The organism is Streptomyces sp. NPDC101160 (assembly GCF_044768205.1).
In the GTDB taxonomy this organism is placed as follows: domain Bacteria; phylum Actinomycetota; class Actinomycetes; order Streptomycetales; family Streptomycetaceae; genus Streptomyces.
The window spans coordinates 566,929-581,451 of record NZ_JBIWPJ010000006.1 but is presented as its reverse complement, the minus strand read 5'-3'; the positions used below and the strand labels follow the sequence as shown (position 1 = coordinate 581,451).

Sequence of the window (14,523 nt, the reverse complement as noted above, 5' to 3'; positions counted from 1 at the left end):
TGACCGAGTAATCACCGCTTGCGGCGCGCGGTCCCGAACAGCGAGCGGCTGATCTCCCGGCCCAGCTGGGTGCCGACCGACCGCGCCAGGGACTTGAACAGGCCGCTGCCGGTGACCTGTTCGACGAGCGAGGGCTCCTCCTCCGGCTGCTTCCGCGCCTGAGGAGCCTTCGCTCCCTCCTTCTCGGCGACGGCCTGTTCCGCCGCCTGCTCCGCGGCCCGCTCCGCCTCCCGCTGCTCCGCCGTCAGCTTCTCGTACGCCGACTCCCGGTCCACCGCCTCCGCGTACCGCCCGTACAGCGGCGAGGCCCGCACCGCCGCCGCCAGGTCGGCCGCCGGGACCGGCCCCATCAGCGACTGCGGGGCGCGCAGCCGGGTCGCCGCCACCGGCGTCGGGGCGCCCTTCTCGCTGAGCACGGTGACGACCGCCTCGCCCGTACCGAGCCCGGTCAGCACCTCCTCCAGGTCGTACGCCGACTTCGGGAAGGTCCGTACGGTCGCCTTCAGCGCCTTGGCGTCGTCCGGAGTGAAGGCGCGCAGCGCGTGCTGGACGCGGTTGCCGAGCTGGCCGAGGACGTCCGCGGGCACGTCCTTCGGGGTCTGCGTCACGAAGAAGATGCCGACGCCCTTGGAGCGGATGAGCCGCACGGTCTGGGTGACCGACTCCAGGAACGCCTTCGAGGCCCCGTTGAAGAGCAGATGGGCCTCGTCGAAGAAGAAGACCAGCTTGGGCTTGTCGAGGTCGCCGACCTCGGGCAGTTCCCCGTACAGATCCGCGAGCAGCCACATCAGGAAGGTGGAGAAGAGCTGCGGCTTGTCCTGTACGGCGGGCAGTTCGAGTACGGAGACGATGCCGCGCCCGTCACCGCCCGGCGCCGTCCGCAGGAACTCGCTCGTGTCGAACTCCGGCTCGCCGAAGAAGCCGGCCGCGCCCTGCTGCTCGAAGGCGGTGATGGCGCGCAGGATCACCCCGGCGGTGACCGTCGAGAGCCCGCCGATGCCCTTCAGCTCGGCCTTGCCCTGGTCCGAGACGAGGAACGCGACCACCGCCCGCAGGTCCTTGAGGTCGATCAGCTCCAGGCCCTTGCTGTCGGCGTAGTGGAAGATCAGGCCGAGCGACTGCTCCTGGGTCTGGTTGAGCTGGAGCACCTTGGAGAGGAGCAGCGGGCCGAAGCCGGTGACGGTGGCGCGGATGGGGATGCCTCTGGCCGGTCCCGATGCGGAAGCGCCGCCCCCGCTCCCGCCGCCCCCGCCACTCCCGCCACTCCCGCCGCCCCCGAGCTCGTAGAACTCGCACGGGAATCCCGTCGCCGTCCACTCCTGGCCGACCTGCCCCGCCCGTTCGCGCACCTTCTCGCCGTCCTGGCCGGGCGCGGAGATGCCGGAGACGTCGCCCTTGATGTCGGCGAGGAAGACGGGCACGCCGTTCGCGGAGAGCTGTTCGGCGAGCAGCTGGAGGGTCTTGGTCTTGCCGGTGCCGGTCGCGCCGGCGACCAGTCCGTGCCGGTTGAGCATCGGCAGCGGTACCCGCACCCGCGCGTCCGGGTGACACGCGCCGTCCCAGAGCACCGCCCCCAGTTCGAGTGCCGCTCCGTCGAAGGCGTACCCGGCGGCGATCTCCGCCCAGGGCTCGGACGACGGCTGCGCGCTCTCGGTCATGGCGGACCCCTGTCCTGGTCTCAGGCGTTTTGCCCAGCTTCCCACCGGGGTCGCGTGGCTGCGCCGGGAGCCGCTCGCCCGGTAGGCTTTCCGTGTGATCTTCAAGCGCATCGGAAACGGCCGGCCGTATCCCGACCACGGCCGGGAAAGCACCCGGCAGTGGGCGGACGTGGCACCGCGCCCGGTCCGCCTCGATCAGCTGGTGACCACCAAGGGCCAGCTGGACCTGGAGACGCTGCTCGCCGAGGACTCCACCTTCTACGGCGACCTCTTCGCGCACGTCGTGAAGTGGCGCGGCGATCTCTACCTGGAGGACGGACTGCACCGCGCGGTCCGCGCCGCGCTCCAGCAGCGCCAGGTGCTGCACGCGCGCGTCCTCGAACTGGACTGAGGGCCCGAAGGTCCCCCCGGGTCTTCCGCGAACCGCGAGTCCTCCGCGAGTCCTCCGCGAGCTTTCCGCGGGCCTCCGGCTGATCCTTTCGGGGTCTCTTCACGCCCATCCGGACGCGATCACATGATCATCCAGTAGGCATCCCCGGCGGGTCGCATTACGCTGCGTTCATGAGCATGCTCACTCCCCCCGGAATGGGCGGAAAGTACCGCATCACGGGCGATGTCTACCCGCGCATGCGCCGCCCCCACCGCCGGCGCAGGATCGTCCTCGGGGCTACGGCCGCCGTGCTCGTGCTCGGCGCGGCCGGATGGGGAACGCTGCAGCTCGTGGACGTCTTCTCCGGCGGCGACGAGAAGACCACCACGGCCGCCGGCAAGCAGAACGACTGCAAGCCCGCCCCCGCCCCCGCCCCCAAGGCGAGCACGCAGCCCGGCGCCGCCGCCCTCCCCAAGCCCGCCCAGATCACCGTGAACGTCTACAACGCGACCCCGCGCGGCGGGCTCGCGAAGGCGACCGCGGACGAGCTGAAGAAGCGCGGCTTCGTCATCGGGAAGGTCGGCAACGCGCCCGCCGCGTACGACAAGAAGGTCCCCGGCACCGGACTGCTGCTCGGCGCACCCGGGGCCACCAAGGGCACGTTCTCCGTCGTCGGCACGCAGCTGAAGGGCACAACGACAAAGGTCGACGCCCGCCCCACGGCGGACGTCGACCTGATCATCGGTACGGCCTTCAAGCAGCTCGACCCGAAGGCGGCGGCGGACGCGGCGCTGGTCGCGCTCAACAAGCCGAAGCCGGCCGCGCCCTGCAAGAGCTAGCGGTTCGAGCCGAGAAGGGCCCGGACTACTCGGCGCTGCCGTACATGCGGTCGCCCGCGTCGCCCAGGCCCGGCACGATGTAGCCGTGCTCGTTGAGCCGCTCGTCGACCGAGGCGGTCACGACGGTCACCGGCGTGCCCGCCAGCTCGCGCTCCATGACCTCGACGCCCTCCGGGGCGGCGAGCAGCACGACCGCGGTCACGTCGTCGGCGCCGCGCCGGATCAGCTCCTGGATCGCCGCGACGAGCGTGCCGCCGGTCGCCAGCATCGGGTCGAGGACGTAGACCTGGCGGCCGGACAGGTCCTCCGGCATCCGCGTCGCGTAGGTCGACGCCTCCAGCGTCTCCTCGTTGCGGATCATGCCGAGGAAGCCGACCTCGGCCGTCGGCAGCAGCCGCACCATGCCGTCCAGCATGCCGAGACCGGCGCGCAGGATCGGGACCACGAGCGGCCGCGGGTGCGACAGCTTCACGCCGGTCGTCGGCGTCACCGGGGTCTCGATGTCGACCTGCTCGGTGCGCACGTCCCTCGTCGCCTCGTAGGCGAGCAGCGTGACCAGCTCGTCGGCGAGCCGGCGGAAGGTGGCGGAGTCCGTGCGCTTGTCGCGCAGGGTGGTGAGCTTGTGGGCGACCAGCGGGTGGTCAACAACATGGAGACGCATGACTCAACAGTAGCCGGGAACGCCGGCCGGAACTGGCGTCAACCCTCGCGGGCGAGGGAAGGTGGGGGCACAGGGAACCCGCTGATGGGGTGGTGTGGCCTATGCCCGACCTGGAACAGCACGAGCCGGGCGACGAGGCTCCCGTGGAGGAGCCCCGCCAGGAGACCGACGCGGAGCGCCGCAGACGCCGCGCACAGTTCCTGCGCGAGCTGAACGAGGCCAAGGCGCTGCGCGACCGCGTGCAGCCGCGGCGCGCCCGGGCGGCACGGATGCGGCAGGCGATGCGCATGCGGACGTTCCGCTGGTGAGCGGCGGGGTGAACGGCAAGGTGAGCGGCCGGGTGAACGGCAGGCTGAGCGGCCGGGTGAACGGCGGTGACGGGTGGGAAGGGGGCCCGGCCGTGCGCCCCCTCCGTGCGCCGGGGTCGCACGCCCGCCCGATCCGGGCGTCGTTCAGACTGATGCACGACGCAAGAGCCGAAGACCTCTCCAACGGGCGAGGTTTCTGTCACGATGCCGATTGGGCGGGGCATCAGGAGCGCGCCGCCGGATCATCACACCTCTGATCAGTGGGAGAGTCAGGTGTACTTCGCCGCACTGCTCGCGCGCACCGAAGACGGGTGGGAAGCGAGCGATATCGAGCTCGACGACGTGGAAACGCTGGCGGACCTCGCCGATCTGGCCCGCGAGTCCGCGGCCGACGAAGGCGAGACGGTGATCGTCTTCATCGAGCAGGAGGACGAGTGGTTCGGCCTCGTCCGCGTCGACGGCGAGGACGACCCGCGCGTCTTCGTGTCGAACGGCGCCGCCGCGGCCCGCTCCTCGTACGGGGAGATCCTCACCGGCGAACTGCTCGGCAAGGACCGTGACGACGCGGACACCGACCTGGACGCGCTGGACCTGGACGGCACCGAGGACGGCGAGCCGGAGGTGGCGGAGGCCGAAGCGGAGGCGGACGACACGGACGGCGTCATCGCGCCGGCCGGTCCGCTCGGCGAGGGCCGGGTCCTGGCCGACCTCGGCATGTCCGAGCGGGACCTGCTCGCCCTGGAGACCGGCGACGCCCTCGGCGAGATCGCGGACGCCATCGGCGCCGGGGAGATCCTGGAGGCCGTGCGCTAGTGCCGCTCGCCGTCCCCGTACCCGACCCCGGGCCCGGCCCTGGCGGAGGCCCCGATCCCGTACGGGACCCGGGCCATGCCCCCGATCCCGTACGGGACCCCTGGCGCGAGCCCATGCGGCGCGCGCTCGACGAGGCCGACAGGGCCGCGCTGGCCGGTGACGTGCCGGTCGGTGCGGTCGTGCTCTCGCCCGACGGCACCGTCCTCGCGCTCGGCCACAACGAGCGCGAGGCCACCGGCGACCCCACCGCCCACGCCGAGGTCCTGGCGCTGCGCCGGGCCGCGGCGGCGCTCGGCGAGTGGCGGCTGACCGGCTGCACGCTCGTCGTGACGCTGGAGCCCTGCGTGATGTGCGCGGGCGCGCTCGTCCAGGCGCGGGTCGAACGGGTGGTGTTCGGCGCCTGGGACGAGAAGGCCGGCGCCACCGGCTCGCTCTGGGACCTCGTACGGGACCGGCGGCTCAACCACCGGCCCGAGGTGATCCACGGGGTCCTGGAGGCGGAGTGCTCGGACCAGCTGACCCGCTTCTTCCGCGACCGCTGACGCGACCGCTGACGCGACCGCCGACCCTCGCGCGACCCCGCTCCGACCTGCGAAGACATATGGATTTCAGTCCTGGGGCACCTTTGGGCTAAGCTCTCTCTCGGTAGCGTGTCCGAGCGGCCGAAGGAGCTCGCCTCGAAAGCGAGTGTGGGGAAACTCACCGAGGGTTCAAATCCCTCCGCTACCGCTCTGATTGAAGGCCCGGTGTCGTAAGACACCGGGCCTTCGTCGTGTGTTGGCGCGACCAGCTCCCGCCCGAAGCCGCTCGGCTAGACTCGGCGACCGCCCGCGGGCGGACACAGGGGAGACACGGGGAGGGGCAGCGGGATGGCGCAGGCGAAGAAGATCGCGCTCTATGCGGTCGTGGTCTTTGTGCTGTACACGATCATCACATCCCCGGCCCGGGCGGCGGAACTCGTCCAGGTAGGGTTCGAAGGCATATCGAGCGCCGCTCAAGGTGTTGGTCAGTTCATGACCGAGCTCGTGAATTAGGAGACGACAGTGATCCGCCATCTGGTCCTCTTCAAGCTCAATGACGGCGTGCAGCGCGACGAGCCGCGCGTCGTCGCGGGCGTCGAAGCCTTCCGTGCCCTCGGCTCGCAGATCCCCGAGCTGACGTTCTGGGAGTGCGACTGGAACATCACCGACCGGCCGATCGCGTACGACTTCGCCATCAACTCGGCCGTCGCCGACAAGGACGCCCTTCAGCGCTACCTGGACCACCCTGCCCACCAGGCGGGTGTGGCCCTGTGGCGCGAGTTCTCCACGTGGGTCATCGCCGACTACGAGATCGAAGGCTGACCCTCCGCCTTCAGCTTCCACGGGCCCCTCGCCGACCACGGCGAGGGGCCCGCATTCTTACCCGTCGAACCCACCCCCAACACGTGGTTATGCGGTGCTTGCACACAGTGGACATGTCTTGTGATGCTATGACCGCTTTTGACGGATGAGTCGACCGAAGTTGACGCTAACGACGTTGACGTGAAGGGGTGGCGTGAACGTGCCGGCCAGTACAGCGCCTCAGGTCCCGCCCCAGAACGAGGCCGGGGCCCCGGACACCCCCCGCCCCGCCGACGCCCCTCCCGCCGTGGACGCCCCCCGACCCCCGGACACCCCTCACGCCCCGGACACCCCCCGGCCCCTGGACACTCCCCGCCCCCGGCCCCAGAGCACCCGCGGCGCCGACACCCGCGCCCTCACCCAGGTGCTCTTCGGACAGCTCAAGAACCTGGAACCGGGCACCGCCGAGCACCACCGGGTGCGCGGCGCGCTCATCGAGGCCAACCTGCCCCTCGTGCGGTACGCCGCCGCCCGCTTCCGCTCCCGCAACGAGCCGATGGAGGACGTGGTCCAGGTCGGCACCATCGGCCTGATCAACGCCATCGACCGCTTCGACCCGGACCGGGGCGTGCAGTTCCCGACCTTCGCCATGCCGACCGTCGTCGGCGAGATCAAGCGCTACTTCCGCGACAACGTCCGGACGGTTCACGTCCCGCGCCGCCTCCACGAGCTGTGGGTGCAGGTCAACGGCGCCACCGAGGACCTCACCACGGCCCACGGCCGCTCCCCCACCACCGCCGAGATCGCCGAACGGCTGAAGATCGGCGAGGACGAGGTGCTCGCCTGCATCGAGGCCGGCCGCTCGTACCACGCCACCTCCCTGGAGGCGGCCCAGGAGGGCGACGGGCTGCCCGGACTGCTCGACCGGCTCGGGTACGAGGACCCCGCGCTCGCCGGCGTCGAGCACCGCGATCTCGTACGGCACCTGCTCGTCCAGCTGCCCGAGCGCGAGCAGCGGATCCTGATGCTGCGTTACTACTCGAACCTGACGCAGTCCCAGATCAGCCAGGAGCTCGGCGTCTCGCAGATGCACGTGTCAAGGCTCCTCGCCCGGAGCTTCGCCCGATTGAGATCCGCAAATCGGATCGAGGCGTAACCGGAACGGGTAGACCGTTTCGGCGTAGTCCGACGGCCCCTCAAATGCCGCACACCCCTTGTTTCCTGCGGATATTCACCCCCATTGTGTCGACAAGTCACTACAGCGCGTTGCCGACATGTGACATTCTGCTGGAAGCGCGTTTGCCGCAGCCCTGCCGCCGGTATTCAGGTGGAGGCTGCGTTCCTCAGATGGTCGTGGCCGCCACGACCGTCCGCGACCTCAAGGGGGTGGCATGTCCGCAGAACAGGGCAGCTCGAAGGTGCTTACGCTCACGCCCGTTCCCCTGCCCGCGCAGACGACGGCGCCGACCGCTGCGGAGAGCACCGAGACCGCGACGGACAGCGCCGTGACGGCGGAGCACGACGAGGCCCTCGTCGCCGCCCCGCCGGCGCTCGTGACGCCCGGAGCCATCGACACCCGCACCCTCTCCCGCTCCCTGTTCCTGCGCCTGCGCGCCCTCGACGAGACGGGCGCGGCCGAGGACAGCCCCGAGCGGACCTACGTCCGCGACACCCTCATCGAGCTCAACCTCCCCCTCGTGCGCTACGCGGCCGCCCGCTTCCGCTCCCGCAACGAGCCGATGGAGGACATCGTCCAGGTCGGCACCATCGGCCTGATCAAGGCGATCGACCGCTTCGACTGCGAACGCGGCGTGGAGTTCCCGACGTTCGCGATGCCGACCGTCGTCGGCGAGATCAAGCGCTTCTTCCGCGACACCTCGTGGTCCGTCCGCGTCCCGCGCCGCCTCCAGGAGCTGCGCCTCGCGCTCACGAAGGCGAGCGACGAGCTCGCGCAGAAGCTCGACCGCTCCCCGACCGTGCCCGAACTCGCCGCAGTGCTCGGGGTGTCGGAGGAGGACGTCGTCGACGGCCTCGCCGTCGGCAACGCGTACACCGCCTCCTCCCTCGACTCGCCCTCTCCCGAGGACGACGGCGGCGAGGGCTCGCTCGCCGACCGCCTCGGCTACGAGGACGCGGCCCTGGAGGGCGTCGAGTACCGCGAGTCGCTCAAGCCGCTGCTCGCCAAACTCCCGCCCCGTGAGCGGCAGATCATCATGCTGCGGTTCTTCGCGAACATGACCCAGTCGCAGATCGGCGAGGAGGTCGGCATCTCGCAGATGCACGTGTCCCGCCTGCTGACGCGGACGCTGGCCCAGCTGCGCGAGGGCCTGATCGCGGACTGAGCTCCGGCGAACTTCGCCGTTCCGCTTCCTCGCTGACGCTCCGTCAGCCACACTGACGCCATGCTCCAGAGGAAGCATCTCGGACTCGTGGTGGTCGCGCTCTGCCTCGGCGGAGCGCTGACCGCGTGCGGCGCGAGCGACGACGGCGACGGTTACGCGGCCGTGGGCACGGGCCAGGGCGGCCCGAAGGGCGCGGTGAAACCGTCGGGCGCCGTGACGCTGGTGCCGCTGGACCCGACGGGCCCGGGACTCACGTCGAGCACGTCCTCCCCGTCACCACGCCCCGCCCCCTCCGGTGCCGGCGGTACGGCTCCGACGCCGAACGGCAGGACACCGGGCGGTACGGCTCCGAGCGCTACGGCTCCGACGGCGACGGCGCCCCCGCCGGTACGGGCCACGCCGGCCCCGCCCCGTACCCCTGGGGTACCGGCCGCCACGACCTCACCCCCAACCCGCCCCCCGGCGCCCGCACCGACACCGACACCCGCGCCGACCCCGACCCCCACCCCGGGCACCCCTGCCGCGCTCACGCTTTCCGCGCCCGTGCTCGGCGACACCGGCACGCGCTGGTGCGAGACCGTCACCGTCACCTTCCGCAACACCGGTGGCACGGAGGCCCGTTCGGGCACGGTCACCTTCGCCACGCACGTGATCGGCGCGCTCGGCATCGACTGGGCGACGGTGAAGTCGAGCCAGCCGCTGCCCGCGCCGATCGCGGCCGGTGCGGCGAAGACCCGCACGTACACGGTCTGCGTGGACTCCTGGCGGGTGCCGCTCGGCATGCGGGTCGACACCCGCGAGGTCACGGCCGTATGGCGGTGAGCAGCTCCTCCGCGAAGGCCTCGGGGTGCTCCACGCACCCCACGTGCCCGCCCGGGAACCCGACGGTCGCGGCCCCGAGCACCTCGGCGAGCCGGCGGGCCGGCCCCACCAGCGCCTCCTGACCGTCGCTGTCCCGGCCGACGCCGAGCACGAGCTTGTCGGCGGAAGTGCGCAGGCCGTCGAGGTCCGGGTCGGAGGAGGAGAAGGAGCACAGGACGTGCTCCAGGAAGACGGGCATGTTGGCCGCCATGCGGGAGGCCATCGGCCGGATCGATTCCGGGAGTTCGGCGGGCTGCTCCCCCTCCGTCCGTCCGGTGAAATGGGCCATCGCGGGCCCGAGGCCCTTCGTCCGGAGGAGCTCCCGCACCTCGGCGAAGTGGGAGCGGTACGGGATGGGGTCCGCGAGCAGCTCCACCAGCGGCGGCTCGTGGGCGACGACCCGGCGCACCCGGTCCGGGCGGGCGGCGAGCAGATCGAGCGCGACGATGGCGCCGGAGCTGCTGCCGAAGACGTACACGGGCTCGTCGGGGCTCACCTCGTCGAGCACCGCGAGGGCGTCCTCGCGCCACTGGGCGACCCGCTGCTCGCCGAGCGGCCCGTCGAGCGGGCTGCGGGAGAGCCCGCGCTGGTCGTACGAGACCACGGTGTACCCGCCGGCGGCGAGCAGGTCCGCCATCCCGTCGAACAGCCCGGCGTCCCCGGCCCCGCCGGGAATCAGGAGCAGCACGGGCCCGCTGCCGCGCGCCTCGTAGCGCAGGGTGGCGCCCGGCACCTTCACCGTTCCGACGTTCATGATCTCCCCCAGGTGTCGAGCAGGTCGTGGAGCGCGTCGAGCGAGCGCGCCCAGGAGGCGGCGACGGGACGCGCGTGCGCGAAGCCGCCGCTCAGTTCGATGTGGATGTATCCGTGGAACGTGGCGCGGAGCAGCCGCCCGGCGTCGGTCAGCTCGGGCTCGGCCAGGCCGTAGCCGCGGAGCATGCCGGACGTCAGCTCGACGGCCCGCTGGAAGACGGCGGTGTCGGAGACCTCGTCGAGCTCGATCCGCTGCTGGGTGGCGGCGTAACGCCCGGGGTGCGCGAGCGCGTAGTCGCGGTACGCGTCGGCGAAGGCGACCAGCGCGTCCTTGCCGGAGCGGCCGGCGACGGCCGCTCCGATGGCCTCGTTCATCTCGCCGGAGGCGAGGAGGGCGAGGCGCACGCGCAGGTCGCGCAGGTTCTTGATGTGCGAGTACAGACTCGCGTCCTTGACGTTGAACCGCCGGGCGAGCGCGGAGACGGTGACCTTCTCGAACCCCGCCTCGTCGGCGAGTTCGGCGGCCGCCTGCACCAGCCGCTCGGCGGTGATCCCTGCGCGCACCATGCTCTGCCCCTCACCTTCCTAGGATCTCTAGGCAAGAACCTAGCACCCCTAGGGAAGAGGGCGCAGGGGCTTTTCCGGATGCCCGTCGGCCTGGTGGCGGCGCAGGAGCACGTTCGCGTCCGTCTCGGCACTCCAGTCGAACCGGGCGCGGGCGGCGGCGCGGGAGTCGTCGAGTTCCGCGCACCGGACGCACCCCGGGACGGGCATGGGCGGGCGGCTCAGCCCGTACGCCGCACCCGCCCGCTCGTTGACGGCCCGCACCCCGGCCGTGATCCGCTCGTCCCGCGTCGCGGGCCGCACCCTCCCCGGATCCGCCTGCCACTCCCGCCCGCCCCCGATCGGCCGCAGCATCGCGTACGGCCCGGCCTGCCCCCGGTACTCGCCGACCTTCCGCGACACCGGGTCGTACAGGAAATCCCCGCGCTCCGGTCCCATGCACGCCGCCATTTCGCTGTTCCTCCCACGCCTCACCCGATCGGGCGATTACTCTCTGTGCTCCTAGCGTTGCTCAATGGAGAGGGCGGCCACAACGCTGATCGCGTGACAAGGGCTGCTGTCACGAGGGGGGTCGGTGTGAGCCAGAAGGGCACGGAGGCCGCGACCACGGCGGAGATGTTCGGCGAACTGCTCAGGCACTACCGGGAGTCGGCGGGCCTGACCCAGGAGGCCCTGGCGCGCCAACTGCACTGCGACCGGTCGCTGGTGGCACGGGTGGAGGCGGCGAAACGGGTGCCGACGGACACGTTCGCGAAGGCGTGCGACGAGGTACTGGGGACGGGAGGGGTGTTACTGAGGCTGTGGGGGCGGATCGACTGGTATCCGGAGGTGCAGCACCCGGACTGGTTCGAGAGGCGGGCGAAGATGGACGCGGAGGCGGTGGCGATCCGCGCGTACCAGGTCCAGGTAGTGCCCGGCCTCCTGCAGACGCCGGCCTACGCCCACGCCCTGTACGCACAGCGGCTCGACGACGCCGAAGAAGTCGCGGAACGCGTCCGAGCCCGATTGAGCCGCCAGCAGCGCTTTCTCGCGCCGGGCGGTCCGGCGTACATCGCCGTCCTGGACGAGAGCTGCCTTTGGAACCTCGTCGGAGGGCCCGCCGTCATGCGTGACCAGTGCGCCCATCTGCTGAAGGTAGGTCAGCTTCCCAACATCCGTGTGCAGGTGGTGCCGTTCGACCAATGCGGGATTGACCGCCCGGACGCGTCGATGTCGCTGATCCAGCTGCCCGACGGGCACCACTGGGTCTACTCGGAATCGCTCGACAGCGGCCACTTCAGTGATGATCCGGCCCTCTTCGCGCGACATAGCCAGACCTATGATGTGCTCAGGGCTGACTGCTTGTCGGGCCGCGAATCTGCCGCTCTGATCAGCGACATGATGGAAAGGTACGAGCACCATGCAGACGCACGATCTGTCGGCGGCGACCTGGATCAAGAGCAGCTACAGCGGCGCCAACGGCGGCGACTGCCTCGAAGTCGCCCCCGGGTTCCCCGGCCTCGTCCCCGTACGTGACAGCAAGGCCCCTGAGGGCCCTGCTGTCGTTTTCGCTCGCGCGGCCTGGGACTCGTTCGTCCGCAGCCTGTAAGTCGCGGCCTCACGCCGCCAGGGCCAGGACCGCGACGGCCGGGGCCATGTAGATCAGCGGGAACGGGATGTGGCCGTAGGCGCGGGCGCGGGCGACCGTGATGACCGCGCCGGCGAAGTAGAGGACGAGGCCGATCGCGGCGGCGATGCCGATCGCCGGGATCGCGTAGCCGACCAGGAGGCCGACCGCGCCCGCCAGCTTCAGGGCGCCCAGCAGGTTCCAGATCGAGCGCGGGACGCCGTACTCGGCGAGCGGCTCGACGACGTACTTGGCGCGGAAGAAGATCGACGCGCCGGAGAAACCGGCCATGAAGGCGGCGACGGCGGTGACGACGGTGGCGGTGGTGGACATCTCGGGCTCCTCGCTCGTACGGCGTCGGGCTTCTCCCGCGCTCGCACTGCACTGACACCGCGCGCGACGTACGTGTGACCGCGCCGCCCGACTTTTTTCAGAGGGCCGTGACCAGCAGGGTGAAGGCACCGATGATGACGGCGACGCGGACGTAGTGCCAGCGGTCCCAGCGGTTCATCTGCTCCTTCCAGTCCTCCGGCCGGTTCTCGGGGGTCCACGTCTTGCCCTGGTTGTTGATCGGGACCAGAACCAGGAGCGACATGACCACGCTCAGGATCAGCAGCCCTGCTGCCGTGACGACCAGGCCGGCGCCGTGGTCGTGCCATCCGGCGACGGCCCAGACAGCGCTCAGGACGAGCGAGCCGATGTACCAGAACGGCATCAGGGCGCCGAGCATCCGGCCGCCGTGGGCGCGGGCGAGCTGGTCGCTGTCCTCGGGGAGCGCGCTGAAGATCCGGTTCATGACGAAGGCGACGGAGAACTCCACCCCCACCATCAGGCCGACGACGACGGTGGTGAAGACCTGAAGTGCGTTGAGCATGATGCCCCCCTGGGATCTAGCGTTGCTAGCTGATGAGGCAACGCTAGTACTGCTGCCGCTCGATTGTCTAGCGGTGCTAGCATCGACACATGTCGGTACAGGAACGCAAGCAGCGTGAACGGGCGGACCGCGAGCGCCTCATCGTGGCGGCGGCCCGCGAAGTCGCCGAGCAACAGGGCTGGGACGCGGTCACCACTCGGCGGCTGGCCGAGCGCATCGAATACAGCCAGCCCGTCCTCTACAGCCATTTCCGGGGCAAGCGCGAGATCATCGGGGCCGTCGCCCTTCAGGGTGCCGCCGAGCTGGCCGTGGCGCTGCGGGCCGCGACCGCGGCCGCGGACGGGCCTCGCGCCCGGGTCGCCGCGCTCGCCGGCGCCTACCTCGACTTCGCCGAGGGCAACCCGGCGGTCTACGACGCCATGTTCCAGCTCGACGGCGGGCTGGCGTTCGCGCGGGAGGACACCCCGGAGCCGCTGAAGGACGCCTTCGCCGCCCTCCTTGAATGCCTGGGCGAGGTCGCGGGGGAAGGCGTACACCCGGCAGTGTTCACGGAGACGTTCTGGGCGGCCCTGCACGGCCTTGCCACTCTGGCCCGGGCGGGACGGCAGCCGGCGGAGTACGCCGGACTGAGGGTGGAGCTGCTGGTGGACCGGCTCGCCGTGCTCTGACGCGCCGTCCCGGGGGCCCTCCGTTGTCAGAGCGTGCCGAACGGGTTGTCGATGACGAAGAACCAGCCGTCGGGGCCCTTGCGGGCGACATCGGTGGCGGTTCCGCTCACATTGACGGGGTTGCCCGCCGGGTCGTTTCCCTTGATGGACCAGTCGGCGATGAGCAGGGCGATGTCGTCGGCGATGACATGGCGGCGCGGGTTGACGGTGATCGGCAGCTCGAAGGCGAGGAACTGTTCGAGCGCGGCGCGGTGGCCGTCGCCGGAAACGGCCACGCCGGGCTGCGGCGCGAAGACGCAGCCGGGCTCGCCGAGAGCGAGCAGGCCCGCCACGTCGCGGGCGTTGAACCGCTCGGCCCAGGCGGCCTGCAGCTTCTTCGGGTCGGCGATACCGGTCATGGGGTGATGCCTTTCGACGAAGGGGGAGCGGAAGACGTCAGAGGCTCCGCAGTACGGCCTCGCACTCCCGGCACCGCTTCTCGGACAGCGCGGGCGGATACCAGGGCTCGCCCGGCCGCCCGGCCCGGTAGTGGGCGTGCTCCATCCCGCTGGTGTCCAACCCGCACAGGGTCCGCCCCTGCGGATCCTCCGGCACGTCGGGATCGGAGCCGGCCGCGTGCACCAGGAGCACGACCGGCTCGACACCGTCCGGTCCGATCGCCGCGTCCGGGTCCAGCTCGAAGAGCACGATGATCGACGCCACGATCCGACCCTGCGGCATCGGACGGCCACTCGCATCCGCGGACTCGTCCGTTCGCCCCACGGTCGGCTGGGGCGGCACTCGCCGGGGTCCATGCCCCGCGCTCACCCTCGATGGGGGGTTTCCCGCCCGTGACCCGGTCGTTAGGCACGGCGTACCGACCCCCGGGCGACCGTGCGTTGCCG

General features: G+C 71.2%; 21 protein-coding genes, 1 tRNA gene and 1 pseudogene. 14 read left to right on the top strand and 9 right to left on the bottom strand.

The annotated features are described in order from the left end of the window. Window positions 1–11: 11 nt before the first annotated feature. The gene (locus tag ACIRSU_RS22155) at window positions 12–1,658 is read right to left on the bottom strand and encodes a helicase HerA-like domain-containing protein (RefSeq protein ID WP_403794692.1); all 1,647 of its coding nucleotides are present in this window, start codon (window positions 1,656–1,658) and stop codon (window positions 12–14) included. A 94-nt stretch (window positions 1,659–1,752) separates the two neighbouring features. On the opposite strand from ACIRSU_RS22155, the gene ACIRSU_RS22150 reads away from it, so the two are divergent. Both ACIRSU_RS22150 and ACIRSU_RS22145 read left to right on the top strand, forming a co-directional pair. Further along, window positions 1,753–2,049, top strand: a complete 297-nt coding sequence (locus ACIRSU_RS22150; RefSeq protein ID WP_003949502.1) for a type II toxin-antitoxin system VapB family antitoxin — start codon at window positions 1,753–1,755, stop codon at window positions 2,047–2,049. Window positions 2,050–2,219: 170 nt separating this feature from the next. After that, complete coding sequence (locus ACIRSU_RS22145) at window positions 2,220–2,867, top strand: LytR C-terminal domain-containing protein (protein WP_403794690.1); 648 nt, start codon at window positions 2,220–2,222, stop codon at window positions 2,865–2,867. 25 nt (window positions 2,868–2,892) lie between these two features. Here ACIRSU_RS22145 and upp read toward each other — a convergent pair whose 3' ends face one another. Further along, window positions 2,893–3,528 (bottom strand): uracil phosphoribosyltransferase, encoded by a 636-nt coding sequence (upp, locus tag ACIRSU_RS22140; RefSeq protein ID WP_389210526.1) that lies wholly within the window; start codon window positions 3,526–3,528, stop codon window positions 2,893–2,895. 101 nt (window positions 3,529–3,629) lie between these two features. Here upp and ACIRSU_RS22135 point away from each other — a divergent pair, with 101 nt between their 5' ends. From ACIRSU_RS22135 to ACIRSU_RS22095, 9 genes are all read left to right on the top strand, one after another. After that, a complete protein-coding gene (locus ACIRSU_RS22135) occupies window positions 3,630–3,836 on the top strand; it encodes a hypothetical protein (protein ID WP_403794687.1) in 207 nt (68 codons plus the stop codon). A 273-nt stretch (window positions 3,837–4,109) separates the two neighbouring features. After that, complete coding sequence (locus ACIRSU_RS22130) at window positions 4,110–4,649, top strand: hypothetical protein (RefSeq protein WP_403794684.1); 540 nt, start codon at window positions 4,110–4,112, stop codon at window positions 4,647–4,649. 113 nt (window positions 4,650–4,762) lie between these two features. After that, entirely contained in the window at window positions 4,763–5,191 is a 429-nt protein-coding gene (tadA, locus tag ACIRSU_RS22125; protein WP_403794962.1) for a tRNA adenosine(34) deaminase TadA, read from the top strand. Between the two features lie 102 nt (window positions 5,192–5,293). Then, window positions 5,294–5,378, top strand: a tRNA-Ser gene (locus tag ACIRSU_RS22120). Between the two features lie 140 nt (window positions 5,379–5,518). Next, window positions 5,519–5,683, top strand: coding sequence for a hypothetical protein (locus ACIRSU_RS22115; RefSeq protein ID WP_389210533.1), 165 nt, complete (start codon window positions 5,519–5,521; stop codon window positions 5,681–5,683). A gap of 9 nt (window positions 5,684–5,692) precedes the next feature. Then, entirely contained in the window at window positions 5,693–5,992 is a 300-nt protein-coding gene (locus tag ACIRSU_RS22110; protein ID WP_403794681.1) for a Dabb family protein, read from the top strand. Between the two features lie 199 nt (window positions 5,993–6,191). After that, the gene (locus tag ACIRSU_RS22105) at window positions 6,192–7,127 is read left to right on the top strand and encodes a SigB/SigF/SigG family RNA polymerase sigma factor (protein WP_403794678.1); all 936 of its coding nucleotides are present in this window, start codon (window positions 6,192–6,194) and stop codon (window positions 7,125–7,127) included. Between the two features lie 235 nt (window positions 7,128–7,362). Further along, window positions 7,363–8,313, top strand: a complete 951-nt coding sequence (locus tag ACIRSU_RS22100) for an RNA polymerase sigma factor SigF (protein WP_403794675.1) — start codon at window positions 7,363–7,365, stop codon at window positions 8,311–8,313. A 60-nt stretch (window positions 8,314–8,373) separates the two neighbouring features. Then, window positions 8,374–9,135, top strand: coding sequence for a hypothetical protein (locus ACIRSU_RS22095; protein ID WP_403794673.1), 762 nt, complete (start codon window positions 8,374–8,376; stop codon window positions 9,133–9,135). Here the strand turns inward: ACIRSU_RS22095 and ACIRSU_RS22090 are convergent. The 3 genes from ACIRSU_RS22090 to ACIRSU_RS22080 are packed head-to-tail and all read right to left on the bottom strand — an operon-like array spanning window position 9,116 to window position 10,941. Continuing rightward, the gene (locus tag ACIRSU_RS22090; protein ID WP_403794670.1) at window positions 9,116–9,928 is read right to left on the bottom strand and encodes an alpha/beta fold hydrolase; all 813 of its coding nucleotides are present in this window, start codon (window positions 9,926–9,928) and stop codon (window positions 9,116–9,118) included. The genes ACIRSU_RS22095 and ACIRSU_RS22090 overlap by 20 nt on opposite strands. Continuing rightward, window positions 9,925–10,494: a TetR/AcrR family transcriptional regulator gene (locus tag ACIRSU_RS22085; RefSeq protein ID WP_403794667.1), complete on the bottom strand. Its 570-nt coding sequence runs from the start codon at window positions 10,492–10,494 to the stop codon at window positions 9,925–9,927. The genes ACIRSU_RS22090 and ACIRSU_RS22085 overlap by 4 nt, the downstream gene beginning before the upstream one ends. A gap of 48 nt (window positions 10,495–10,542) precedes the next feature. After that, a complete protein-coding gene (locus tag ACIRSU_RS22080; RefSeq protein WP_403794664.1) occupies window positions 10,543–10,941 on the bottom strand; it encodes a hypothetical protein in 399 nt (132 codons plus the stop codon). A gap of 165 nt (window positions 10,942–11,106) precedes the next feature. Between ACIRSU_RS22080 and ACIRSU_RS22075 the strand changes: the two genes are divergently transcribed. Beyond that, window positions 11,107–12,006 carry a Scr1 family TA system antitoxin-like transcriptional regulator gene (locus tag ACIRSU_RS22075; protein WP_403794960.1) on the top strand — a complete coding sequence of 300 codons (900 nt, stop codon included), beginning with the start codon at window positions 11,107–11,109 and terminating at the stop codon, window positions 12,004–12,006. Next, window positions 11,975–12,079 (top strand): annotated as a pseudogene (locus ACIRSU_RS22070) (DUF397 domain-containing protein); the annotation flags it as partial. The gene ACIRSU_RS22075 and the pseudogene ACIRSU_RS22070, both read left to right, overlap by 32 nt. A 9-nt stretch (window positions 12,080–12,088) precedes the next feature. On the opposite strand, the gene ACIRSU_RS22065 reads toward ACIRSU_RS22070, so the two are convergent. Both ACIRSU_RS22065 and ACIRSU_RS22060 read right to left on the bottom strand, forming a co-directional pair. Beyond that, complete coding sequence (locus tag ACIRSU_RS22065; protein WP_403794662.1) at window positions 12,089–12,430, bottom strand: DoxX family protein; 342 nt, start codon at window positions 12,428–12,430, stop codon at window positions 12,089–12,091. 97 nt (window positions 12,431–12,527) lie between these two features. Then, window positions 12,528–12,971 (bottom strand): anthrone oxygenase family protein, encoded by a 444-nt coding sequence (locus ACIRSU_RS22060; protein WP_403794660.1) that lies wholly within the window; start codon window positions 12,969–12,971, stop codon window positions 12,528–12,530. 89 nt (window positions 12,972–13,060) lie between these two features. Between ACIRSU_RS22060 and ACIRSU_RS22055 the strand changes: the two genes are divergently transcribed. Next, entirely contained in the window at window positions 13,061–13,639 is a 579-nt protein-coding gene (locus ACIRSU_RS22055; protein ID WP_403794657.1) for a TetR/AcrR family transcriptional regulator, read from the top strand. Between the two features lie 26 nt (window positions 13,640–13,665). Here the strand turns inward: ACIRSU_RS22055 and ACIRSU_RS22050 are convergent, their stop codons facing one another. Together ACIRSU_RS22050 and ACIRSU_RS22045 are read right to left on the bottom strand one after the other, a co-directional pair. Next, window positions 13,666–14,037: a YybH family protein gene (locus tag ACIRSU_RS22050; protein WP_403794654.1), complete on the bottom strand. Its 372-nt coding sequence runs from the start codon at window positions 14,035–14,037 to the stop codon at window positions 13,666–13,668. 37 nt (window positions 14,038–14,074) lie between these two features. Then, window positions 14,075–14,341: a hypothetical protein gene (locus ACIRSU_RS22045; RefSeq protein ID WP_403794651.1), complete on the bottom strand. Its 267-nt coding sequence runs from the start codon at window positions 14,339–14,341 to the stop codon at window positions 14,075–14,077. Window positions 14,342–14,523 lie beyond the last annotated feature (182 nt).